Origin of the sequence: Flavobacterium reichenbachii (genome assembly GCF_002217435.1) — a bacterium.
GTDB classification, from domain to species: domain Bacteria; phylum Bacteroidota; class Bacteroidia; order Flavobacteriales; family Flavobacteriaceae; genus Flavobacterium; species Flavobacterium reichenbachii.
In genome coordinates this window covers 116543-142325 of sequence record NZ_MUHF01000017.1, presented here as the reverse complement: position 1 = coordinate 142325, position 25783 = coordinate 116543, and the positions used below count along the sequence as shown (strand labels likewise).

The 25783-nt window shown below is 32.2% G+C and carries 22 protein-coding genes; 17 read left to right on the top strand and 5 right to left on the bottom strand.

The window, feature by feature from the left end; all coding sequences use genetic code 11:
* The first annotated feature begins 3 nt into the window (after window positions 1–3).
* Window positions 4–816 (top strand): methionine ABC transporter substrate-binding lipoprotein MetQ, encoded by an 813-nt coding sequence (metQ, locus tag B0A68_RS14245; protein WP_035687619.1) that lies wholly within the window; start codon window positions 4–6, stop codon window positions 814–816.
* Window positions 817–913: 97 nt separating this feature from the next.
* Here metQ and B0A68_RS14240 read toward each other — a convergent pair whose 3' ends face one another.
* Entirely contained in the window at window positions 914–2371 is a 1458-nt protein-coding gene (locus tag B0A68_RS14240) for a glycosyltransferase (RefSeq protein ID WP_035680125.1), read from the bottom strand.
* A gap of 595 nt (window positions 2372–2966) precedes the next feature.
* Between B0A68_RS14240 and B0A68_RS14235 the strand changes: the two genes are divergently transcribed.
* Window positions 2967–3416, top strand: a complete 450-nt coding sequence (locus B0A68_RS14235) for a response regulator (protein WP_035680128.1) — start codon at window positions 2967–2969, stop codon at window positions 3414–3416.
* Between the two features lie 13 nt (window positions 3417–3429).
* The gene (locus B0A68_RS14230; RefSeq protein WP_035680129.1) at window positions 3430–6687 is read left to right on the top strand and encodes a PAS domain-containing sensor histidine kinase; all 3258 of its coding nucleotides are present in this window, start codon (window positions 3430–3432) and stop codon (window positions 6685–6687) included.
* A gap of 87 nt (window positions 6688–6774) precedes the next feature.
* Here B0A68_RS14230 and B0A68_RS14225 read toward each other — a convergent pair whose 3' ends face one another.
* Window positions 6775–7191: a lipocalin family protein gene (locus B0A68_RS14225; RefSeq protein ID WP_035680131.1), complete on the bottom strand. Its 417-nt coding sequence runs from the start codon at window positions 7189–7191 to the stop codon at window positions 6775–6777.
* 384 nt (window positions 7192–7575) lie between these two features.
* On the opposite strand from B0A68_RS14225, the gene B0A68_RS14220 reads away from it, so the two are divergent.
* On the top strand, window positions 7576–8925 hold the full coding sequence (locus B0A68_RS14220; RefSeq protein WP_035680135.1) for a GH1 family beta-glucosidase: 1350 nt from the start codon (window positions 7576–7578) through the stop codon (window positions 8923–8925).
* Here B0A68_RS14220 and B0A68_RS14215 read toward each other — a convergent pair.
* Entirely contained in the window at window positions 8917–9909 is a 993-nt protein-coding gene (locus B0A68_RS14215; RefSeq protein ID WP_051892419.1) for a hypothetical protein, read from the bottom strand. The two genes, B0A68_RS14220 and B0A68_RS14215, sit on opposite strands and share 9 nt — an antisense overlap.
* A gap of 343 nt (window positions 9910–10252) precedes the next feature.
* On the opposite strand from B0A68_RS14215, the gene B0A68_RS24490 reads away from it, so the two are divergent.
* From B0A68_RS24490 to B0A68_RS14155, 13 genes are all read left to right on the top strand, one after another.
* Entirely contained in the window at window positions 10253–10429 is a 177-nt protein-coding gene (locus B0A68_RS24490; RefSeq protein WP_165571316.1) for a hypothetical protein, read from the top strand.
* A 96-nt stretch (window positions 10430–10525) separates the two neighbouring features.
* Window positions 10526–12193 (top strand): tetratricopeptide repeat-containing sensor histidine kinase, encoded by a 1668-nt coding sequence (locus B0A68_RS14210; protein ID WP_316930956.1) that lies wholly within the window; start codon window positions 10526–10528, stop codon window positions 12191–12193.
* 6 nt (window positions 12194–12199) lie between these two features.
* Window positions 12200–12868: a response regulator gene (locus B0A68_RS14205; RefSeq protein ID WP_035680140.1), complete on the top strand. Its 669-nt coding sequence runs from the start codon at window positions 12200–12202 to the stop codon at window positions 12866–12868.
* Window positions 12869–13017: 149 nt separating this feature from the next.
* Complete coding sequence (locus tag B0A68_RS14200; protein WP_035680143.1) at window positions 13018–13248, top strand: hypothetical protein; 231 nt, start codon at window positions 13018–13020, stop codon at window positions 13246–13248.
* Window positions 13249–13530: a membrane protein insertion efficiency factor YidD gene (gene yidD / locus B0A68_RS14195; RefSeq protein WP_035680145.1), complete on the top strand. Its 282-nt coding sequence runs from the start codon at window positions 13249–13251 to the stop codon at window positions 13528–13530.
* Between the two features lie 91 nt (window positions 13531–13621).
* On the top strand, window positions 13622–14146 hold the full coding sequence (locus B0A68_RS14190; protein WP_035680146.1) for a hypothetical protein: 525 nt from the start codon (window positions 13622–13624) through the stop codon (window positions 14144–14146).
* A complete protein-coding gene (locus B0A68_RS14185; RefSeq protein ID WP_035680147.1) occupies window positions 14143–15387 on the top strand; it encodes a DUF4407 domain-containing protein in 1245 nt (414 codons plus the stop codon). The genes B0A68_RS14190 and B0A68_RS14185 overlap by 4 nt, the downstream gene beginning before the upstream one ends.
* Window positions 15371–16918 (top strand): DUF4407 domain-containing protein, encoded by a 1548-nt coding sequence (locus tag B0A68_RS14180; protein WP_084678956.1) that lies wholly within the window; start codon window positions 15371–15373, stop codon window positions 16916–16918. The genes B0A68_RS14185 and B0A68_RS14180 overlap by 17 nt, the downstream gene beginning before the upstream one ends.
* Window positions 16919–16921: 3 nt before the next feature.
* On the top strand, window positions 16922–18655 hold the full coding sequence (locus tag B0A68_RS14175; protein ID WP_035680156.1) for a hypothetical protein: 1734 nt from the start codon (window positions 16922–16924) through the stop codon (window positions 18653–18655).
* Between the two features lies 1 nt (window position 18656).
* Window positions 18657–19166 carry a hypothetical protein gene (locus B0A68_RS14170; RefSeq protein ID WP_123947516.1) on the top strand — a complete coding sequence of 170 codons (510 nt, stop codon included), beginning with the start codon at window positions 18657–18659 and terminating at the stop codon, window positions 19164–19166.
* Between the two features lie 88 nt (window positions 19167–19254).
* On the top strand, window positions 19255–20319 hold the full coding sequence (locus tag B0A68_RS14165; protein ID WP_035680160.1) for a type I restriction endonuclease: 1065 nt from the start codon (window positions 19255–19257) through the stop codon (window positions 20317–20319).
* Between the two features lie 120 nt (window positions 20320–20439).
* Window positions 20440–20850 carry a hypothetical protein gene (locus tag B0A68_RS14160; protein WP_035680163.1) on the top strand — a complete coding sequence of 137 codons (411 nt, stop codon included), beginning with the start codon at window positions 20440–20442 and terminating at the stop codon, window positions 20848–20850.
* A 24-nt stretch (window positions 20851–20874) separates the two neighbouring features.
* Window positions 20875–21084, top strand: coding sequence for a hypothetical protein (locus tag B0A68_RS14155; RefSeq protein WP_035680165.1), 210 nt, complete (start codon window positions 20875–20877; stop codon window positions 21082–21084).
* Between the two features lie 84 nt (window positions 21085–21168).
* Here the strand turns inward: B0A68_RS14155 and B0A68_RS14150 are convergent, their stop codons facing one another.
* A complete protein-coding gene (locus B0A68_RS14150) occupies window positions 21169–22608 on the bottom strand; it encodes a TolC family protein (RefSeq protein WP_035680167.1) in 1440 nt (479 codons plus the stop codon).
* A complete protein-coding gene (locus tag B0A68_RS14145) occupies window positions 22601–25768 on the bottom strand; it encodes an efflux RND transporter permease subunit (RefSeq protein WP_035680168.1) in 3168 nt (1055 codons plus the stop codon). Before B0A68_RS14145 ends, B0A68_RS14150 begins: the two co-directional genes overlap by 8 nt.
* Window positions 25769–25783: the final 15 nt, after the last annotated feature.

Genomic DNA, 25783 nt, shown 5'->3' with positions numbered 1-25783 from the left:
AAAATGAAATCAAAAAATAATATAACGGCAGTTTTCGTAATTGCTTTGGCTGTTTTAACAAGTTGCGGCGGTCCAAAAAAGAATGATCCTCATCATATTTCTGTTGGAGTTTCTTCTGGACCTGAATTTACAGTAGCACAGGCAGCACAAAAAGAAGCCAAAGAAAAATACGGTCTGGAAGTAGAGTTAATTCCATTTAATGATTATGTAGTTCCAAACGAAGCGTTAAATCAGGGAGATATCGATGTAAATGCTTTTCAGCATCTTCCGTATTTAGAAGAACAATCTAAGCAAAGAGGTTATAAACTGGCAGTTGTCGGAAAAACTTTTTTATACCCAATCGCAGCGTATTCAAAAAAAATAAAATCAATTGCTGATTTAAAAGACGGAAGTACAATTGCTATTCCGAACGATCCTACAAACGGCGGGCGTTCTTTATTGTTATTGCAAAAAAACGGACTTCTAAAATTAAAAGCCGGAACAGGATTACTTCCTAAAGTGATTGATATTGTTGAGAATCCTAAAAAACTTGTTATAATAGAATTGGAAGCGCCGCAGCTGCCAAGAGTTTTAGATGACGAGAAAGTTGCTGTTGCTATTATCAACAATACATTTTCTGCGCAGGCTGGTTTAGTTCCGTCTCGTGATGCTCTTTTTGTAGAAGGAGCAGATTCTCCTTATGTAAACTTAGTAGTTTCAAGAGAAGACAATAAAAACGAAGAAAAAGTAAAACAGTTTGTAAAAGCTTTTCAATCTGCTGCAGTAGAAAAAGTGGCAAAAGAACAATTTAAAGAAGGTGTTATTAAAGGCTGGTAATTTTCTTTACTTAAAAATATTAAAAAACTCCTGTTCATAACGAACAGGAGTTTTTTGTTGAGAATTGAATATAATAGATTGAGAACTAATCTCGTGGTTATTTAGCTACTACTAAGCCTCTGGTAAGCCATCCTTTTTTATTTGCCGTTGCAATGGCATAAGGAGCAATCCAGAATAAACTGAATGTGTAAAAGATACTGTAAGTGTAAGCCCAAAACGATTCTGAAACACTATATCTTTTTGCATAAAACAATGCAGAGAAGCTTGACAATATAAGAATTCCTAAAAATGTTGAGCTTAAAAACAATAAAGGATGTATTGCAATAAAGAACAGCATAAACAATAAAAACGGATACGTCATTACGATTTTAAAGAACTGATTTGCAAACAATAATCTTGGTCCAAATTTAGATTCTTTTCTAAAATCTGTAAACACATATTTTGCCATAGCCAGATTTTCACGCACATTACTTCTGCTCCATCTGATAAACATTTTGTACAAACCTGTATATTCTTCCGGAACATTGGTTAAAACAACAGCATTTCTCTGAAACAAAACATGCTGCCCTTGTTTTAAAATCATATTGGTCATCGCGCGGTCTTCTCCAATGTCTGACGGCTGTCCCATAAAAGTCTGATTGATCCATTCTGGAAGACAGGCAAATACTGCAGTACTTCTGTAAGCTGCTAATGCTCCCGGAGTACATAATACAGAACCTAACATGCTTTCTGCAGAACGTTGAAATTCGAAACTCATTACAAAACTAACATTCAGCATTTTAGGAAGAATAGCCGTTTTATTGTTTAGAACATGAACATTTCCTGCAACTGCACCACATTTTTCGTTGGTTACAAACGGACTAACCAAATTTCTTAAAGTATCTTTTTTAACAATAGAATCACTGTCTACTGTTACGAAAATTTCTCCGGTTCCAAGATTAAATCCACGGTATAAGGCGTGACGTTTTCCTTGGTTTTTTTCCTGCTGATAGATAGACAAACGATCACCAAGTTTCTTTTTTGCTTCCTGCATCCAATACCATGTATCATCTTTACTTCCGTCATCTACAGCCAGAATTTCTAATTTATGGGCTGGAAAATCACTTGCTGCTAAACTCATCAAAGTATCCCAAACCAATTTTCCTTCATTGTAAGCGGGCACAATTACTGTAATTGTTGGAAGCTCCTCGTCTGAAACTGAAGGAATCGCTTTGTAACGCAAATACAAATAAGAATTATAAAGAAAAACTCCTGCCTGAAAAAAGAATAATATTCCTGTAATTATTAGAAAAGGAAGTCCCCACGAAGAATTTACTCTGTCGATCTGGAACTGCTCAAAATCGGGTTGAAATTGATACACAAAAAAAGCTCCGGCCAGCATTAGAATAAAAGTACCAATCAGCACCATTAAACCAAACCCGCTCGAAGGTCTTTCTACAATTGCTTTTGATGATTTGTTTTTTGTTCCAAAAAGGGAACTATTTAATGAACTTTCGTTTATAACGGCATCGTTATTAGAATAAAATTGTTTTGCTAAGATTGTTTCGCTTTCCATGCTTGTATTTTCTATTGATTCGTATTGTGAGGCTTTTAGAAAATTTCTTTACTTCTAATGATTTTAGCATTCAAACTAAAATTAAAGAAACAAGAAATTGATACTATCACAATTTACAAGCGCTGTGCCAATATCAATTTTGATTGATGCAGAGCATTTTAGCTGATTTGAGACATACTTTGAGTGTGTAATTTGTATACACTTTGTACAAAATGTATACAGTTTTTATAGAAGTTGTGAAGTGGAAAGCAGCGTAAAATAAGGCGATGCGACTTTAAAAAAAAATAGTATTTAAAGAAGATCCAAGAATAAATTAAAACGCAGCATTTGTCAAAAAATTGTATCAGGCGTTTTTTTTGAATTCTTTACTTATTTAAAATTAAATTGATACTACAGATCTGTGTAAAGTACTAAAAAACAATTTATAACGATAAATTACAACTGCTGGTGATAATTTATTCGAGAAAAGAATTAGATTAAAATTTTAAATTATTATTAAAAAGAATTAAATTTAGCGATACAACATCGATTAAAATTGCTGCAATAAACCTCATTACAGTACTTTTAAAATTAAAGAATTTTACTTTTTATAAAAATGAACAAGCATATTTACAATCTTTTACTAGCGGATGATGACGAAGATGACTGTGATTTTTTTAAAGAAGCATTAGAAGACATTTCGCTTGAAACCACAGTAAAAATGGTTCATGACGGTGTACAGCTAATGGAATATTTAAAGACAGACTCTTTGGTAAATTTACCAGACATTGTTTTTCTTGATGTAAACATGCCTCGTAAAAACGGTCATGAATGCCTAAAAGAAATCAGGACAATTGATGCATTAAAAAATCTTCCTGTAATCATTATTTCCACGTCTTTGGATTGTGGTATTGTGGATATAATGTACGAAAAAGGTGCAAATTATTACATTCGAAAACCTGGTGATTTTTCTAAATTAAAAAATGTTATAGAAAAAGCACTTATTACAGCATCTGAAAATAACTTTCAGCGACCAAGCAGAGCAAATTTTATACTCCAGCCATAAATCATTTTTTGGAATGAACCACAACAAAAAGGACCATTATTTTCTAGCCGATGGCGGAGAAATGGGTAAATTAAGCCGCACCAAAGACTGGAGCAGAACATACTTAGGTGATCCTGAACAATGGCCAAAAAGTCTTTGCACGATGACGGCTGTGGTGCTTAATAATCCTTTGGCAATGTGCATTGCCTGGGGAAATGATTTTACACAAATTTATAATGATGCCTTTCGTCTTATCCTTGCATCGCCCCAACAGAATGAAGCTTTAGGAAGCAGCGCCAAAGAAACTTTTTCGGAAATCTGGAAGATTATCGAACCTAAGTTTACGGATGCAATGAAAGGAAAAAGTGGTTCTTTAGATGATTTTATAATTTCTGTTGATAGAAATGGAGATGAAGAAAAAAGCTGCTATAACTTTTTGTACAGCCCAATAAAACTAGAAAATGGAGAGATAGGCGGTGTTTTAATCACGGCCGTTGAAAATAAAAAACTTTTAGATACAACCATAAAACGCACTGTAAAAGAGAAAGATTCTGCAAAAAAAATAGAAGAAAGCAACAAACGTTTTCGAGATACGCTTAAACAAGCTCCAGTTGGGATTTCAATTTTGCGTGGTCCGGATTATTTTGTAGAAATGGCAAATGAAGCTTATCTGCAAATAGTAGATCGAGAAGAAAGCTCCTTTGTAGGCAGACCTTTGTTTGAATCGCTTCCAGAAGTAAAAGAATCTGTAAACAGCTTGTTAGAAAGTGTTTTGACAACTGGAATTCCCTTTCATGGAAATGAACTCCCGATTCCGTTAAAACGATTCGGAAAAATTGATATTTCGTATTTTGATTTCCTTTATTATCCTTTAAAAGAAGAAGACGGGGAAATTTCCGGAATCATTGTTACCGTGACTGAAGTAAGTGATAAAGTAGAAGCCAGAAAAAAAACAGAACAAAACGAAGAACGTCTGAACATTGTTTTAGAAGCCAGCGAACTGGGAACCTGGGAGCTGAATGTAAAAATTGGAGAACTCATCTACTCTCCCAGATATCTTGAAATCGTGGGCGGTTATACTGAAAATACAGACTTAACTCATGAACAATTAGTGCAGCATATTCATCCTGATGATATGCCAATTAGAAATAAAGCACTTCAGGATGCGCTTGTTTCAGGTGTTTTAAATTACGAAACCCGAACAATCTGGAGCGACAAATCGATTCATTGGGTTGAGGGAAAAGGGAAAGTTTTTTATGATGAAAATAACAAACCTGAGAAATTAATAGGAACTGCCAGAGATATTACCAGAGAAAAAACACATCAGCAGCAAATTGAAGAAAATGCTATTCGTTTTAGAAACCTCGTCATGCAGTCGCCAGTGCCAAAAGCTATTTTGCGGGGAACCGATATGAAAATAGAAATGGCCAATTTTGTGCTGCTAAAAAACATCTGGAAAAAAAATGAAAGCGATGTTCAGGGAAAAAGAATTCTGGACGTATTTCCTGAACTTCAAGAACAAAAATATGCAAAACTGCTGCAGGAAGTATACAGCAACGGAAATGTAATTGCAGAATCTGAATCTTTGCTTATTATTGAAAGCAATTCTTTTTATGTAGATTTTGAATTTGCACCGCTGCTGGAAAACGATAATTCTATTTCCGGCATTAAAATAACCCTTATTGATGTTACTGAAAAAGTAGAAACGAGAAAAAAAATAGAAGAAAGTGAAAAGAGATTCCGCTCTCTCACCGAAAGTATTCCGCAGTTAATTTGGGAAACCGATGAAAAAGGAAATTACTTGTTTGCATCAGGAAAATGGGTAAAATATTCTGGAATTCATCCTGAAGGAAAAGAATCCTGGAACATTATAATACATCCTGATGATCTCAAAGGAAATACAGCAATATGGAAACACTCCTTAAAAACCGGCGAAGCTTACAGGTCTGATGTAAGGATTTTAAGAAAAGATGGTGCTTACAGATGGCATACCGCAATTGGCGAACCTGTTCTGGATGAAAATAATAAAATTGTAAAATGGGTTGGCGCTTTTTCTGATATTCATACCGAAAAGGCTTTTTCTCAGGAATTGGAACAGCAGGTTGCAGCAAGAACCAGAGAACTGCTTTTGATGAATGAATCGCTGAAAAAAAGCGAAGAACGCTATCATTTAATGGTCGAAGAAGTGCAGGATTACGCCATTTTGTATTTGAATCAGGATGGAATCATTGAAAACTGGAACATTGGTGCCGAGAAAATAAAAGGGTACAAATCGGAAGAAATTATCGGCAAGAATTTTCAGGTTTTTTATACCGAAGAAGATAAAAAAAATAAACTGCCTCAAACTTTACTGCAATTGGCCCGGGAAAAAGGAAAAGCAGTACAAGAAGGATGGCGCGTTAAAAAAAATGGAAAGCTTTTCTGGTCCAGCGTAGTGATTACTGCAGTCCATAATAAAAAAAATGAGATCATCGGATTTTCTAAAGTGACGCATGATTTAACAGAAAAGAAAAAAGCCGATGATAAATTAAAACTGAATGCTTTAGAACTTAAACAAAAAAATATAGAACTGGAACTGATGAACCAGGAACTCCAGTCTTTTGCTTACATCTCTAGTCATGATCTGCAGGAACCGCTCAGAAAAATTCAGACTTTTGCAACACAGATTATGGAGAAAGAATCTATAAATCTATCCGAAACGGGCAAAGACAAATTTAAGCGAATGCAAAATGCGGCGCAGCGAATGCAGACTTTAATAAACGATTTGCTGGCATATTCCAGAACCAATGTCGAGGAACGGATCTTTAAAAAAACAGATCTTTCTAAAATTATTAATGAAGTAAAAGAAGATCTTAAAGAAGAACTCACTCAAAAAGATGCAGTTATAGAAATTGGCGAATCCTGCGAACTAAAAATTATTCCGTTTCAGTTTAGACAATTACTTTACAATCTGGTTAGTAATTCTCTAAAGTTTTCTAAACCAGATATCCCGGCTGTTGTAAAAATTAAAAGCGAAGTTAAAAAAGGAGAAGATTTAGGAAACAACACTTTGAATAAGGAACTAAATTATTGCCACATTAGTGTTGCAGATAACGGAATTGGGTTTGAAGAGCAGTACAGCAAAAAAATATTCGAAGTTTTTCAGCGTCTTCACGGACGAGATCAATACAAAGGAACAGGAATTGGTCTGGCAATCGTAAAAAAAATTGTCGATAATCATAACGGAGTCATTACAGCTTCTGGAGAACAAAACGAAGGTGCCGTTTTTGACATTTACATTCCGATAAATTAAAATACAAAAGCAAAAAACGGAAATAACTAAAAGTCATTTCCGTTTTCATTTCCAATTCCAAAAATATCAAAAATCTAATTAAAAGTATTATCTAGTATAAACTGTGATTACACCTGTTGCTTTATCTTTTAATTTTAATTCTTTGTTAGTAAGGTTCATAATGTCGCTAGTTGTAGTAACTCCGCCAACAGTAAGTGTTAAATCATTATGAGATCTTACGTAAGTTCCTTCAGTTTGTACCAAAGCACAGTTAGAACCGCTGTAATCACCAACAACAGCTGTATTACTCAATTTAAGTTCTAAAAAATCTCTGTTACATCCAGGTGTATTTCTAATATCGTCAGTTAATTGTTCTGTTCCGTTAACCACAATACCTGATTTGCTTAAGTTGTAAGTTCCTTGTAGAGGAATAATTGTTTCTCCTTCATTATCATCGTTGCTGCAAGACGTTGCAAACATTCCCACACTTAAGGCTAATACGAATAAAAAGTTTCTATTTTTCATGTCTGATTTGTTTTTAAATTTAATGTTTGATTTTGTTTAAAATTATATAGGCTAAATTACTTTATCAATAAGTAAGTTTTGTTTTATAATTTTAGATAAATTTTACATAAATCTCATCATATAGATACAAAATCGTATTATAATCAAAAAACTAAAAAAACTGATTCTCATTCTATTAGCTTATTACAGAAATTCCTACTAAACAGTTAACTATTTCATAACCTTATGATTACGTTATAATTAAGATTATTTTTTTAATTTGAATAAAACTAATCGTTATGAAATTCTTCAGTCTAAAATTTCTAGTTTCTTTCAAAGAATGGCTTTTTTTAAGAGCTATGCAATCTTCTTTTTTACATTAATATATAAGGAAAGATTTTTTGAATGAATAAAATTGAAAGCTCATTTTTGCATAAAGACCAATTTGGTCAGGATTTTTTATGGGGCGTTTCTACAGCTGCCTTTCAAATAGAAGGCGCACACGATGCCGACGGAAAAGGAAGCTCAATCTGGGACGTCTTTACTTCACAAAAAGGAAAAATTAAAAATGGCCATCATGCCATTACTGCCTGCGATTTTTATAATTCCTATCAAAACGATATTCAATTAATAAAGGAATTAAATATTCCGAATTTTAGATTTTCTATCAGCTGGTCCAGAATTATGCCTTCCGGAACTGGCTCAGTTAACCAGGCAGGAATCGATTATTACAATAAAATTATAGATTGTCTGCTGGAGTCAAACATAGAACCTTGGGTAACTCTTTACCACTGGGATCTGCCGCATGCTCTTGAAGTAAAAGGCGGCTGGACCAACAGAGAGTGCGTAACCTGGTTTTCTGACTATGTAAAAATATGTGCTGAACATTTTGGAGACCGTGTAAAAAACTGGATGGTTATAAATGAGCCGTCTGTTTTTACGGGTGCAGGATATTTTCTGGGTATTCATGCGCCGGGAAAAAAAGGCATTACCAATTATCTAAAAGCCATGCATCATGTAACTCTTTCTACTGCTGCGGGTGCCAAAATACTTAGAAATCTTGTTCAGGATGCTAATATTGGAACTACGTTTTCCTGTACTCATATTGAACCTGCTTCTGAAAAACCGTCTGATGTACAAGCCGCAAAACGTGTTGATACACTTCTTAACAGAACTTTTATAGAACCAATTTTAGGTCTCGGATATCCGCAGAACGATCTTCCTGTTCTTAAAAAACTGAATAACTACATTATAGGTGACGATTTAAATAATCTGGCTTTTGAATTTGATTTTATAGGGCTGCAATGTTACACTCGCGAAGTGGTAAAATCTTCTATCCTCATTCCGTATATTGGAGCCGAATTGGTCAGCGCCGAAAAAAGAAATGTTATTTCGACCGATATGGGCTGGGAAGTTTATCCTCCTGCCTTATATCATGTTCTAAAGAAATTTAACGAATACAACATCAAGAAAATTATCATAACCGAAAATGGTGCCGCTTTTCCAGACAAACTGACCAACGGAAAAGTTTATGATATAAAACGTACACATTATATTCAGGATCATTTAGAACAAATTCTTAAACTCAAAAATGAAGGCTACAAAGTCGATGGTTATTTTGTGTGGAGTCTTACTGATAATTTTGAATGGGCCGAAGGTTACAACGCCCGCTTCGGATTAGTTTATGTTGATTTTGAAACTCAGGAACGCACTATTAAACAATCTGGATTATGGTACAGCAGTTTTTTATCTTGAGATTGCAATTTTATCACAGCTTTTTTTTCCATACTTATCAAACATATAAGGAGTTAAAGCTCTTAGAGCCTTTCTTGTTTCGGGATGCAATCCGTGTGTGTTAAAAAAATCAACACCGTTGGCTGTTTTACTATACCAAACAATCGGTGTTCCATCTTCTCTAAAACAAGTAGTGGTATCACATACAAATACTTTTCTAAAATCCAGAAGAGTATCATCTTTTGGAATAATTATATTAGGATTACCTTTTATTCCTACACCACAATCTACAATTTCGTAGTGATCGTCTGACCACTGCATACAATTCATTTTAAAGAAAGCAAAATAAACTACAGCTCCAACTAAGCAAAAAATAATAGTTGTTGCTGCTATAGTTCGTTTTGATTTTTTTATCATTCTTTCGACAAAACCTTTTTTCGGAGTTTCAACAAAGCCAGTAGGTATATTTACATTTGTTCCTTCCACAATTTCTTTTTCTACCAAATTTACAGGTACTCTTAAATCTTCAATGAGTACTTTATCCTCTTCATCAATTTTTTCAAAGCTTTCATCTGAAAGTTTTTTTCCTTCGTTTAAAGTTGATATTGTAACATCACTTTTATCGTCCAGAACTATTCCTTCTTCCTTAAATCTTCTAAACTTATTATAAGGTCTAAGTTCAAAATCTACTAAAACCGCTGCGAGTTCAATTATTTCTTCAGTTGGGTTTTCCGTTTTTCCTCTATAATAAGCTCCAATAGATTTAAACTTATCTGTCTTTGCCTGAAGAGCATTCTTTTTAGAAATATCAAAACAAAATTCAAATAAAGAACTGAAAGCTTTCAAGTCATCTGAATTCTGATTTATTTGAAATACTTCCCAGCATAGTTTTCGAAGTTTTGCCTGAGATGGATTTTCTAAAAAACGGCTGTTCTCTCCATTTTTCACCTCTTCATATTTTTCCCGAACAGCTTTTATATAATCTTCTATAGTAATGTTTGGCATAAGCGTCAATTTTATTTTTTAGGAATTTTCAGGACTTCATAGGAATTTTTAGGATTCTAAAAAAGTATTTCGGAAGTCCCGGAATTCCGTATGAATGCAGGCTTGTAAGCGATATAACTTTGTCCTCAGAATTAGTTACCGCTTTGATCTGCAGGTCTAAAACAAAAGTACAAAACTAGTTCAATTAAAAGTGCGGAAAACCGTAAAACGGACTTTATCCGGGAAGTATAAATGAAAATTTTATAGTTCTACGCACTCTACTTCCCAAAATCATATGGCTTTGAAAAGATCCGGAAAAGTTCCGGACAGCAACAGCCATTTCAAATCTTAAAAAATAATCAAGATGAAAAATCTATTTTTAATGGGAGTATTTGCACTATTGTGTACAACGTTATTTTCTTGCACTGCTGATGAATATGAAACACAGCCAAAAAATGAAATTAAAAAACCTTCTAATACAGTTGCAGACGGTCCTGGGGATGGACCTATAACAGTACCACCTCCACCAGTTAAGGATTAAATAAAGTTTATAAATAAATATTAAAATTCACTAAATTCGGGGAAAGTAAACTTTATGTTACGATCCCCGTTTTTTTGTTTCTTTATTTTTCTTTCTATGCTTTCCTGCAAAGAAGAGCCAGCTGTTATTGTAAATAAAAAAGCTCTTAAAAAAGAAGCCCTTAACTTTCGTGAAAAAGGAATCTTAAGTATAGAAAATAAAAAATTTAATGTTGCTTTTTACAACTTCAATAAATCGAAAATAACTTTTGATGTTTTAAAAGATAGTGCTAATGTTGTTTATAATCTTATTCAAATGGCTTACATCCAGCAGATCAATGGAGATTATTACGGCAGTAAAGAAACTCTGACAGAAGCCCTGCCTTATATCACAAAAAAAAATGTTTACAGTGCTTCTATTAATAACTTTTTTGGCATTGCAGATAAAGAACTTTCAATTTATGACGATGCAATTTATTATTACAAAGAAGCTCTAAAAGACTGCACAGATATTATTTCAAAACAAAATCCTTTAAATAATATTGCTGCTGTATATATCAATCAAAAGAAATACGACAAAGCAATTGTTATTTTAGATTCTCTTCTTAATCAGAAAACATTAAATGACAAATCACTTGCTGCTACTAAAGCAAGGATTCAAGATAATTTGGGTTACGCTTATTTTAAAAAAGGCCTGAACCAAAGAGGGCTTTTATTAATGAACGAAAGTCTGTCCATAAGAAATCAAATTGATGATGTGTATGGAAGTATTGAAAGCAACCTTCACTTATCTGACTATCATGCAGCAACAGATTCTAAGAAATCTAATCAACATGCTTTAGAAGCGTATAATACAGCCACAAAACTAAATAGTATTGATGAAAGATTGAAGGCATTAAAATTTTTAATTTCAAACAATTTCAATAATCAAGGTACAAAATATGCACAAAAATATATTACGTTAAACGACAGCATAATTAAGATTCGAAATAACTATAAAAATAAGTTTGCCAAAATTAAATATGATTCAAAAAAAGAAAAAGACGAAAATCAGAAACTGCGTTTAGAAAAAGCAGAAAATTTACTGGTGATTCAAACAGCTAAATATCAAAGAATCTTTTTAATATTAGGAATTATTTCGCTTTTCTCTTTGGTCGCTTATCTGATAAAACGTCATAAAACAAAAACCCGTCTTGTAGAGATACAAACGGCTTATGCAACCGAAACGAGAATTGCCAAAGACATACACGATGGACTTGCAAATGATGTTTTTAATGCCATAACTTTTACGCAAACGCAACCTTTAACTACAGAAAATAGTAAAAAAACATTATTACAAAACCTTGATCATATCTATTCACGCGTTCGGGGTATTTCTCGAGAGAACAGTAATATTGATACCGGGCCAAATTATGCTGCTAGTTTAAAAGAAATGCTTTCTACTTATAATTCCACCAATACAAACGTCATTATAAATAATATAGAAAAGATAAACTGGGACAATATTGAAGATGAAAAAAAAGTTGCACTGCAGCGCGTACTGCAGGAATTAATGGTAAATATGAAAAAACACAGTGCATCTTCTCTCGTTGTTTTAAAATTTGACACCAACTCAAAATCTTTATTGATTGATTACAGTGATAACGGAAAAGGCTGCGAAAAAAAACAAATTATAAAAAATGGTCTTCAAAATATGGAAAACCGTATTCTGGCCATAAAAGGAACTATTACTTTTGACACTGAGCCTGATAAAGGTTTCAAAGTAAAAATAACACTGCCTAAATAAAAGCCTATGTTTAAAAAAGTTATAATTGCCGAAGATCTTGATGCTATGAATTTAGGAATTCAACAAGTCTTAAAAGATTTAAACATCAACAATTCTCAACATTCAAAATATTGTGATGATGCATTTCTAAAAATACGTGCTGCAATCAATCAAAATGAGCCTTACGATTTATTAATCAGCGATCTTTCTTTTAAAACAGATCATCGCGCGGTGACAATTGCGAGTGGAGATGAATTGGTTCAAAAAGTTCGTGAATTACAGCCTGACATTAAAATTATTGCCTATTCTGTAGAAGACAAAAGTTTCCGAATCAAATCGCTATTTGATAATGCCGGAATTAATGCTTTTGTTTTAAAGGGTTTAAATAGTATTGAAGAATTAAAAAAAGCAATTAACATTCTTTTGAATTCCGATCAAAAATTTATTTCTCCCGAAGTTGCTTCGGCATTGCAGGAAAAAAATAATTATGAAATTGATGATATCGACATCAAAATCTTAAAACATTTATCGGCAGGAACTTCGCAAGACGAAATTATCGAAATCTTTAAAAATTCAGATATCAAACCCAACAGTAAAAGCGCCGTTGAAAAGAGACTTTCTAAACTGAAAGACTTTTTTAAAGCAAATAATACGGTTCATTTGGTTTCTATTACAAAAGACATGGGAATTATTTAAAGCCTGCTGTTTATAATTTTACAAAGCTCCTTCGGGGGCTTTTTTTATTCCTGAATTTAAAATTTTTAGGATTATGGATTTCCGTAAAATACTGGTTTTGATTGAGTTTACATTTGAATAATTAAATAATAATTAAAACCTAAAAAATCATGGAATATAAAGTAGTACCATTTGTAGCTTCAATTGATCCCAAAAAAGGAAATTCTAATCATGTTGCGGAACAACTTGAAGACTTAATAAAAAATTTCACAAATAGAGGTTGGGAATATGTGCGATTAGAAAGCGTATCAACATTTATTCAACCAGAAACTGGGTGTTTTGGTTTGGGAGCTAAACCAGGATATACAACAACTCGTCAAATGATTGTTTTTAAAAAATAAATGAAATATTTCATCTTATTTGCTATTCAAATATATTGGAAAGCTATTCCTGCGTCTAAAAGGAAAAAATGCATTTTTAAAAAATCCTGTTCTAATCATGTTTTTGAAATAACTCAAAAGGAAGGATTTTTAAAGGGAATAAAAGCATTCCAATTTCGATATAAAAATTGCAGAGGGAACTTTGTAATTTTTGAGAATCCAATAAATAATAAAATCCAAATGATTCTTCCCTCTCAAATAATAATTGAGAGGAAGGAAATTGCGGATCGACTAATCAATTAAAAGCCAGAATAAAATCAGGTATAATTACGCATTTTAAGAGAATCAATTCTATTTACATTTAAAAAATATCTGAAATTTAATATCCTATAATTTGTTTTCAAAATATTTAAAATATTTACTTAAAAAAAGCGCCTTTACAAAAACAGTATTGGCCAGATTCTTTATTATACTTTTTAGAAGAAATAAAGATATTATACTATTAAAATTAAATTACAACGCCAATCATCTTTTCAAAAATAGTTTTATCATCATAGATTATCAATTCAATAATGCACTATGGTATTCATTTAACAATAGAAAAACTTTAGAAAAAAGTATCAAAATTTTCAACCTTGAAAATATACCTTCAAAGATAGATATTGAAGTCTATGGCTTTTTTAGAAAAAAGAAATATTCATTAAAATTTGAACCTACATTAAAAATTGAAAATCAAAGTTTTAAAACGAATTTTTCAAATCTTTCTTTAAATCTAAAAAGAAATTCAATTCCACAATTAACTCACTCTTTGATTGAGATTTCTACTAAAAAACCAGCAATAAAAATATCAAAAATTAGAATAGAAGATCAACCATTCAATATCAAACATAATAATTATAACCAAAACGATTTTATATGATACGAGAATATTACAAATTACCAGAATCAAGTGCAGTGATGCGATTTCTATGGAAATGCGCTGGTGGAGATCGCTATTTACTTGAAAGAGCAACCTATTCTGATCAAATAAAATATATGTGTCTTGGCGGAATTGTTTTTGCAACTGGTGCATTAGCAGGTATTGCAGGAGGTTATGCTTTTTATACCATATTTGAGCCTAGAGGATCAGCAATTGAGAATCCAATAGATTTACAAACAATTTGCATAGCATTGTTCTTTGGAATTGTTTGGGGACTAATGATATTTAATATTGACAGATTCATTGTTACTAGTACTGGAAAAGGAGATGGAACTGAAGCTATAACGATAGGCGAATTAAAAAGTGCTCTCCCAAGAATTTTGATGGGAATGATAATCGCAATGACAATATCAAAACCTGTCGAAATTAGAATGTTTAAAACTGAAATTGATATAAAATTACGAGAAAAGCAACTTGAACAACAAGCTGAATATCAGAAAAAAGTAGATAAAACTTATGCAGATAGAGAAAAACTACTGACAGCAGAATTTGGAAATATTGCAAAAGACAGAAATGCTCTCAATGAAAGAATTAAAGTGGCTGAACAGGCATATACTGATAATTTAATGGGTAAAGGAGAAAAAGTTCCTGCAGGTAACGGACCACTATCTAAGGCGTTAAAATCACAATTGGATGATTTATCTAATCAATTAAAAACTTTTGATAATCAAAATGGAAAAGATTTAGCTGAATTAAATAAAAGAAAAGATTTCTTACGAATAGAAAAAGACAAAGCAAGATCTGATAATACTAAAATAGCCAATGGCTTAGATGGTTTATTAGAAAGAATTAAAATCGCTCATGAAGTTGCAGGATTTTGGATTTCCTTATTTATAACCTTATTATTCATGGCTATTGAATTAACACCAATATTTTTCAAATTGATGTTGACAAAAACCACTTATGATTATCTCGCAGAAAATCGAGATGAACTAATTAAAGCTGAATACGGAATTGAAGTTAAATATGATTATTACAAAGATAAACAAGGAGTAGAAAAGCATTTAGTAATAAATCATGAAGCTGAAAAACTAATTTTTGAAAAAATGAAAGTTACAGAAATTCAAAAAGAGCTCACTGAATATGCTGTCAAAAAATACAAAGAAAGAGAAATGAAAAAGATAGACGAGAATCTTGACAACTACATTAATTCAATCGAAAAGAATGAACAAGGCAGTTAATGAAATTCGGCTTTTTCTATTTACGTGTTCAGGAGAAGACAATTATATTCTAAAAAGATGCAGTGCAAAAATTCAAAGAAGATTTGCTCTTCTAGGTTTTTTTGTTTTCCTAATATTTATAGGATGTTTTTTTAGTGCTACATTTTTCATTATCTCTTTATTTGATGGAGCCAAATGGGTCAGTTTCCCAATGGGAATAATATGGGGGACTGTAATCGTAAATATGTATTTGTTATTACTGCACACTATTTCTCCCGCAATTATTCCATTATCTTCTAAAAGAAAGAAAAACAAAAATTCTAATGTTAACTCAGATTCAAAGCAAAATGAGAGTAAGTTTTTAACGTTATCCATGAATTTACGGATTGGTTTCATGATGCTATTAGCGGTAATAATTGCACAGCCTCTGAATGTGTTTATGTTTTCTTCATCAGTAAAAAACAGCATTGATAAACACAAAATTTGTGAGAGGATTAAACTGTATTCATTAACAAATAAGCAATTAATTAAAGAAGAGTTCATTAATCAGAAAGAGTTTAATGATAAAATAATCACTCGCTTAAATTTAGCTGAAGTACGAATAATTACAAAACATCTGAATATCATAAATTCAAAAATTACAACGGACAGTTTATTTGTAATAAATGCCACAAAGAAACTAACTCAGTTTAACAAAATCGATGAAAATTTCAGCTCAACTAATGAAGATGAGTTAAAAAAAATCAAGATTTTAAATGATCTCGATAATTTATTAAACAACGAATTGATTTCGGATAATGATTTTATAACTAACATCAATTCCATATCAATTGCAGGTTCTTTAAAGAAAGATTTTGATGATTTCAAAATAACCTTAACCAAATTGGTTAATGATAAAATTGAAAACTATAATTCTCTAAATATTCTTTTAAACAAGAGTAATTTTTATATAAAAACTATTCAGCTATTATTTATTGAAAGTCCGTTTTCATGGTTACTGACATTAGCTGTTTGTTCAATATTTCTATTACCAATTTATTTCAAATATAAAGCTCGTAATTTATGTTCTAAGGTTTTCAAAACTGAAGAAAAAAATGAATCGGAGATTATTAAACTGAGAGAGGAATTAATTAATACAACAAATTTTAATTGGTTAGAAAATAAAATTAAATCGATCAACATTACTAATGTTAAAACCTCTGATTATTATTTTCAGAGAATGCTTATTGAGCACAGAATTATCTTAGAAGAATACGACGAAACTAAAAAATTATTTAAAAAAAAACTAACCCATAACATTTCATTATTTAATAGAGCATCATTGGTAAAATTAACGCCTTTATTAGAAAAACTAAAACAATACAATATTAAAAAGTACAATGAAATCTTAATAAGTATATCTAAAGAATTCGTAGACGAGGAAATAATTAAATATGAATATTGGTTAGATTCTCCATTCAGAACTAAAATGAGATCAATCACAAAAACTTTAAATGAGGAAAAGGAATTATTAGATTTTATATATAATCAAAACTTGGAAACCAACGATTAAAATATGCTTGATAAAACTATAAATATTATCAATGAAGAAACTTTCGTAGGAGAAGATAATTTGACGTATAAGAAAGTAACGTATGAAATTAAAACTCCAAGAAAGACGTATTTGAAAGGAGTAATTTCTGGAAAATATAGAGGCATTAAAATTGAAGATGATTTTGCAGATTTATTTGATTTTGAAATTTATGAAGCAAATGTAATAAGTGAAAGTCGGGATGATTTTAGGGCAGACAAACCTTTTGTTTTTGCTACAGACTTTGAAAGCGTATTTAAAAGAAAAAAAATAAAAGGCGAGAAATTTCCAAAAGAAAAATTACCACAAGATCTTCCGGTCTTAATTATTGCAAATGAAAAATCATTTGGAGTAAATGTTTTGGAGCCACAATTATTCGAATTTGAAATAATTAGGAAACTTCATCAAATTGAGGGAGATGAAATTTTTGGATCCTTTAATGCTTACATTACAGGATACATTATTGATTATACAACAGAAATTAAAGAAGAGATTATATTGGTTGAAAGTGAAGAAACACTTCAACCTGAGCCCATTGTTACTTGTTTAGCTAGTAGTATAGAAACTGGAAAAATAGAAACTAGAAATAATTACATACGAAGAGAATACAAATGCAAAAATCATAAGGATAATGTTTGGGGCAATTGGGAATATGAAAATAAAGGCTCGAATTCAAATTTTTATAGTAATACAAATACTGGTTGTTTCAATCAAGTATTTGGAATATTGGGTGTTTTACTTGGTTTAGCATTTCTTATTTTCCTATTACCTGGTATATTATACATAATTGCATATTTTTCTATTATTCTCATTTTAGGGTATCTAGGTCCCCATTTAAAACTAGTTTTTAGAATAATTGGAATACTATTCTTATTAGGATTTATTGCTTCGCTTATTAATTCCTTTAATCAGCAATCCCATACTTATAATCCAAAACCATTAATTGTTGATTCTCCAAGAGAAATAAGTCCTATTATAGAACCTGTAAAAGATATTGTTACTGATAATACTGAAAACACGGAAAATGATAGTATACTAACCAGATATAGATCTTGGAAAGATTATGCTGGAAACAAATACGAAGGGAAATATCAAATTAAATTAAGTGACTATAAAAAAGCACATCTATTTAAAACAAGTATTAAAACAGATCAAAATTCTATAAATGAATATGATCGTATAATTTTTAATCTTAAAGAATTTGACAAAGATAAAATCCCGAGTATTTATAAACTTTTTGATAGTATTGGTAATGCAAAAAAATTAGACAAAATAAAATTTGCTGAAATGATTGTATCATTTGTTCAAGATATACCTTACGCTTTAGTTTTGGATAAAGAATGTAATGCAAGTTTATATAGTGATCAATTTACAAAAAATTATCTTTTGAGTAATAAAGGAGACTGTAGTGGAAACCAAAGATTCGGAATCAACACGCCAGTCGAATTTTTAGTAAATTTAAAAGGAGATTGCGATACACGTACATTACTTCTTTATAGCATTTTAAATCATTATAATTATGATGTTGCCATTATGAGTAGTGAATTTTACGGGCATTCTGTAATAGGAATTAATCTGCCAATTACTGGCATTACTTACATTTATGATAATCAGCATTATGTACTTTGGGAAACTACTGTTCCAAATGCTAAACCTGGAAATATTCCAAATGAAATTTCAAATTTAAACAACTGGAGAATATCCTTAAAATCAAAATAATATGGACAAACAAAGTTTATTTTTTACATGTATTGTTGTAATCGTCTCAACCTTATTAATGTTATTAGCAATTCAGTTTCTTGCAAAGAAATTAAATATAAAAAGCGAATTTGAAAAACCTCTAAAAATTTCATATTCTATTTGGTACATTTCCATTTTGATTTGTTTCTTCTTATTTCTTAAAGTTGCTTCTGAATTAATCGAAAATTCAATTGAAATTATTATTTATTCCAAAACGATTGAAAATACATTTATCACAGTTATGCAAAAAGTCATAATTTTTACTGGCTTCACATTTTTCTTCACTTTTACATCATACTTCTTGGTTGATAAAATTTTACAGTTCACATTTGGTAAGCGATCAGATGACATTGAAATTGAAAAAGAAAATATTGGTTATTTTTTGATAAAGGCAATTTTATTAATATCATTTGCTCTTTCCTTAATAACTATTTTTGAACATTTTTTAAAATGGTTTATGCCAACAGTAGAAACACCTTTTTACCATTAAAGCTTATTTTTATAATAGTTATGGATTTCCGTAAAATACTGGTTTCTATTGGTTTTACATTTGAGTAAATAATTTAAACCTAAAAACAATGGAAATTAATATTCAACTTAAATCATTGGCTGATAAAATCAATCAGTTAAAAAATAAAATCGAAACAGAAGAGTCTGCTAAACATGCTTTTGTACTGCCGTTTATACATATTTTAGGATATGATGCCTTTAATCCTTTGGAAGTTGTTCCGGAATTTACTGCTGATTTGGGATTAAAAAAAGGAGAAAAAGTAGATTACGCTATTTTTCAGAATGGCGAACCTATTCTTATTGTAGAATGTAAAGGATGGAAAGAAAAACTGACAGTTCATAATTCGCAGTTGTTTCGGTATTTTCATGTTACAAAAACACGATTTGCTCTTTTGACAAACGGAATCTCATATCAGTTTTTTACTGATTTGGATGCGCAGAACAAAATGGACGAAAAGCCATTTCTGGAGTTTGATATTACCAATCTTAAAGAAAATACAATCAATGAAATTACTAAGTTTCATAAGTCAAATTTTAATGTTGATAATATTGTAAACAATGCGAGTTCTTTAAAATATATCAAAGAAATTAAAAAGCAGATCAATGACGAATTAGAAAATCCGTCAAATGAATTTACGAAGCTTTTTGCGAATAAAGTTTACACTGGCAGACTGACAGAGAAAGTTGTAGATGAATTTAAAGATTTGGTTCAGAAATCTGTGAGCCAATATATTAATGAAAAAATTAACGACCGCCTTAATGCCGCACTGACTAAAGAAACCATTAAGCAGCAGGACGAAGCAGTTTTAATTGTGGAAGACGAAAACAAAGTCAATACAACTGAAGAAGAATTGGAAGCTTACCGAATTGTTGTTGCTATTTTGCGAAGAAAACTGCCAACAAGCCGAATTGTACATCGCGACACTCAATCTTATTTCGGAATTCTTCTTGATGACAATAATAGAAAACCACTTTGCAGGCTTCATCTTAACGGAGGAAAAAAATATATCAGCCTTTTTAACGATAATAAAACAGAATCTAAAACAGCGATTACATCAATTGATGAAATCTATCAATTTGAAAAAGAATTACTAGATACTGTTGATGCTTATGAGGGCACAATTCAGGTATAAATACGCGCAACTAATAATTTGATTCTTAGTAATTTTAAAACTAAAAAAACCAGATTTTTGATCCGGAATTAACAGCTAATTATAATTAAAAATAAAATTATCGAAACAAAACTACCAACCATGTTTTCTAAATACAAAATACTATTCCTAGTCTTACTTTTAGGAATAACAGGCTGTAAAAAAGAATTACCGCAGCCCAAAATAAACACATTTCTAAAGGAAGTAATTGCATCTGACGATCGTAAAGTCATAACGCCCGAAGAAGCAAAAACGTATCATATCGATACAAAACGTAAATACGAATACCGCACAGGAAATCCGGGCGAATACAAGTATAATTATGATGTAAAAGGAATCAGCATAAATGGTGATTCGGTTTTTGGAAACATCAATACAAAAGGAAAATTTGGAGCCGGAATTCTAATTTCTGACACTATTGCAGATGTCGAAATTAAAACAGAATGGATTTCTTACGGAAAACTTAAAGCTACAGATAATCAAGGAAATGAATTCTATCTGATTGTAAAATAACTTCTTTAAACTTAAAACATAAACATGAAATATACTGCAATAGTACTATTCATCTTTTTAACCTCTTTTATTCCCACAGAAACTATGGTTTTTATATGTGGATCTGGCGGAGCAAAAAAATATCATCTTAAAGACAACTGCCGCGGTTTGTCATCGTGTAAACAGGAAATAGTACAGACTTCAATTACAAAAGCAAAAAACAGTGGTTTAACCATTTGCGGATGGGAAGATTAAGAAAATTAATACTTCTGTAAAATTCAAAAGCCTTTCAGAATTTCTTCCGAAAGGCTTTTTATCTACAAATAAAAAGGCAAAAAACTATTTCCAACCGCCGCCCAAATCTCTGTAAACATAAACTGCTGCATTCAGCTGTTCTTTTTTTGTATCTATCAATTCTAATTTTGCTTCTAAAGCGTCACGCTGTGTCATCAAAACTTCGAAATAATCTACTCTTGCCGATTTAAATAAATCATTAGAAACATCTATAGAAGTATTTAATGCATCAACCTGTTGTGATTTTAGATCATAACTTTTTTGCAGATTCTCAATTTTAGAAAGCTGATTGGACACTTCTAAATAAGCATTCAAAATCGTTTTATCATAATTATATAATGCCTGAAGCTGTCTTGCATTGGCACTGGAGAATTCTGCTTTGATCGCATTTCTATTAATCAAAGGTGCTACAACATCTCCGGCTAAAGAATATAAAAGAGATTCTGGAAATGTAAACAAATAAGATGGCTTAAATGCCTGTACTCCAAATGCTGCAGAAATATCTAATGAAGGATAAAACTCTGCACGCGCCACTTTTACATCTAATTTTGCAGCAACCAATTCTAATTCTGCTTGTTTAACATCGGGACGGTTCATCAATAATTGAGATGGAATTCCAGAATTAACGGCAGCAGGTAAAAGCGTCAGGAAGTTTGTATTTGTTCTTTTAATTTCCTGCGGATATCTTCCTAATAAGAAATTGATTTTATTCTCATTTTCTTTTATTTTTTGAAGAATATCAAACTCTAAACTTTTTGAGGTCAAAACCTCAGCTTCAAACTTCTTTACACCAAGTTCGGTAGCTCTCGCTGCTTGTTTCTGAACTTTTACAATTTCTAAAGCATTTGATTGTAAAGCAATAGTCTGTTTTACAATTTCCAGCTGGCTGTCTAAAGCTAATAATTCATAATACGAATCTGCTACTTCAGCTATAAGATTGGTAATTACAAAGTTTTTTCCTTCGACAGTTGCCAAATATCTGCTTACAGCTGCTTTTTTAGAATTGCGTAGTTTTTTCCAGATATCTACTTCCCAGTTTGCATACGCTGCAATTGTAAAATCGCCCAGCGGATCTGGTGTTTCTACTCCGGGTTTTATTTCTGTAGAAGCATCACCAGCACCCTGACTTGTATATCTTCCGACTTTTTCTACTCCGGCGCCAGCACGAATGCCTGCCGACGGAAGTAATAATCCTTTTCGAACACGAACATCATTTTTTGCAATTTCAATTTCTTGCAGCGTGATGTTTAGCTCTTGATTATTTTTTAGTGCCGTCTCAATTAAGTCAACAAGATTTTGATCTTTAAAAAAATCTTTCCACTTAAGATTAGAGGTATTTGTTGTATCCTGATTTTTAGCGGCTCCAAACAACTCCGGAACCGGCGTACTTGCAGAGGCTGTCTCTGCTGCAGGAGCTTTACAGCTCGCTGCAGCCAGACAAATACCTAAGGCTATACTATATTGATATGTTTTAAATTTATACATGGTTGTCATCAATTTCTTCTGTTAATGGATTTTCTTCTTCATGTTTTACCAATTTGTGCTTTTCTGCAATTTTTCCGAATATGTAGTACAATCCCGGAATCACAAATACACCGCAAATAGTTCCGATCAACATACCTCCTGCTGCTGCAGTACCGATAGTTCGGTTACCAATTTTACCTGGTCCGGTTGCAAAAGCAAGCGGTAATAATCCTGCAATAAAGGCAAATGAAGTCATCAAGATCGGACGGAAACGTGCTTTTGCACCTTCCATAGCAGCATCAAAAACTGATTTTCCTGCAGCGTGTCTTTGTATGGCAAACTCTACAATTAATACAGCATTTTTACCCAATAAACCAATAAGCATTACCATAGCAACCTGAGCATAAATATTGTTTTCTAATCCTGTTATTTTTAATAAAAGGAAAGCTCCAAAAATACCTGCTGGTAAAGAAAGAATTACAGATAACGGAAGAATAAAACTTTCGTACTGTGCCGCCAATACCAAATAAACAAATCCTAAACAAATTAAGAATACCCAAATAGCCTGATTTCCTTGTGCAACCTCATCGGCAGAAATACCTGCCCAGTCAATATCATATCCTCTTGGCAGTTTTTTTGCCGCAACTTCCTGAATTGTTTTAATAGCTGTACCAGAACTGTATCCTGGAGCAGCACCACCACTAATTTCTGTAGAAGTGTACATGTTGTGACGCGTGATTTCAGAAAGTCCGTATACTTTTTCTAATCTCATAAAGGCAGAAAAAGGCACCATTTCGTCACGATTATTTTTTACATACAATTTTAAAATATCATCTGGCTGTGCGCGGTATTCCGGAGCGGCCTGAACGATTACTTTATAATTAATTCCGTATTTAATGAAACTGATTTCGTAGTTACTACCTACAAGTGTTGAAAGCGTGTTCATTGCATTTTCGATAGAAACTCCTTTTTGCTGTGCCAGATCATTATCGACTTTCATCATGTATTGAGGGAAACTGGCGCTAAAAAAACTAAATACGTTAGATAACTCCGGACGTTTATTTAATTCTTTTACAAAATCATTGTTAACCTCTTCCATTTTTTTGAAATCACCCGAACCAGTTTTATCAAGCAGACGAAGCTCAAATCCTCCTGCAGCTCCATATCCCGGTACTGCCGGCGGTTGGAAAAATTCAATATTTGCTCCCGCAATATCTTTAGACTTTTCTTCCAGTTCTGTCATAATTTCCTGCACAGACTGCTTTCTGTCGTTCCAATCCTTAAGGTTGATCAAACAAGTACCAGCGTTAGATCCTGTACCTTCTGTCAAAATCTCATAACCTGCAAGAGATGAAACTGATTTTACACCTTCTACTCCTTCGGCTATTTTTTGCAGTTTTTCTGCAATATTGTTTGTTCTTTCTAATGATGAACCCGGAGGCGTCTGAATAATGGCATAAAACATTCCCTGATCTTCATTTGGAATAAATCCAGAAGGAACCGTACTGCTGATTAACCATGTACCTAAACAAAATCCTATAAGAGCAACAAAAGTAACTACTCGTCTGTCTACAATTTTAGCTAATACATTTTGGTATTTTCCTTGGGCAAGGTTAAACTTGTTATTAAATCTATCTATAAATCTATTTACAGGCGTTCTCTTTTTAGGCGTACCGTGATTGTTTTTTAACATCATTGCACAAAGTGCCGGTGTTAATGTCAAAGCCACAATACCAGAAAGAATAATCGCTGTTGCCATCGTAATAGAAAACTGTCTGTAGAAAACTCCAACAGGACCAGACATAAATGCAACAGGAATAAATACCGCGGCCATTAAGAATGTAATCGCAATAATAGCTCCTGCAATCTCATGCATTGCTTTTTTGGTTGCTTTAAATGGCGACAGATGTTCTTCTTCCATCTTGGCGTGAACTGCTTCAATAACTACAATCGCATCATCGACTACTACTCCAATTGCCAATACCAAAGCAAATAAGGTGATTAAGTTTAATGAAATATCAAAGAAAGTCATAAATACAAAAGTTCCAACCAATGAAACTGGTACGGCAATTGCCGGAATAATCGTAGAGCGCCAGTCTCCTAAGAACAAAAACACTACTAATCCTACCAGAATAAAAGCTTCGATCAAAGTGTGAATTACTTTTTCGATAGAAGCATCAAGGAATTTAGAAACGTCATAAGAAATTTCATAATCCATTCCTTTTGGAAATTTAGTTTTGATTTTTTCTAATTTGGCTTTAACATCTTCAATAACCTGATTGGCGTTACTTCCAAAAGATTGTTTCAATACAATTGCTGCAGATGGTCTTCCATTCAAATTAGAATAAATATCATACATCGAACTTCCAAATTCAACTTTGGCAATATCTTTCAAACGCAAAAGTTCTCCGCTGCTATTAGATCTTACCACAATATTCTCATATTGCTCTTTGGTTGTAAAACGTCCAGAATATTTCAACACGTATTCAAATGCCTGAGAACGTTTACCAGAACTTTCTCCGGTTTTACCAGGAGAAGCTTCCAAACTTTGGCTGGATAGTGCTTCCATTACTTCATCTGCAGATATTTTGTACGCCAGCATACGATCTGGTTTCAACCAAATACGCATTGCATATTCACGCGTTCCTAAAATATCTCCGGAACCTACACCATTTACCCTTTTCAATTCTGATAATACATTGATATCTGCATAGTTGTATAAGAACTTCATGTCGGTATTTTTATCCGTACTGTAAAGATTCACATACATTAACATACTCGGAACTTCACGAGTAATCTTAACACCTTCTCTAACTACCAATGGCGGTAGCTTATTGGTAACAGAAGCCACACGGTTCTGCACGTTAATGGCAGCCTGATTTGGATCTGTACCTAAATTAAATACTACTTGTATACTTGCTTCACCATCATTTCCTGCATCAGAAGTCATATATTTCATTCCGGGAACACCATTTAGCGCTCTTTCTAACGGAATAACAACCGATTTGATCATCAATTCACCATTAGAACCAGGGTAATCTGCCGTAACATTTACCATTGGAGGCGAAATAGAAGGAAACTGTGTAATAGGCAGACTCATCACGGACAAGATCCCTAAAAAGACAATCACAAGCGATATAACAATCGACAGTACAGGTCTTTGAATAAATTTATTAAACATTTTTATATTTTTTTA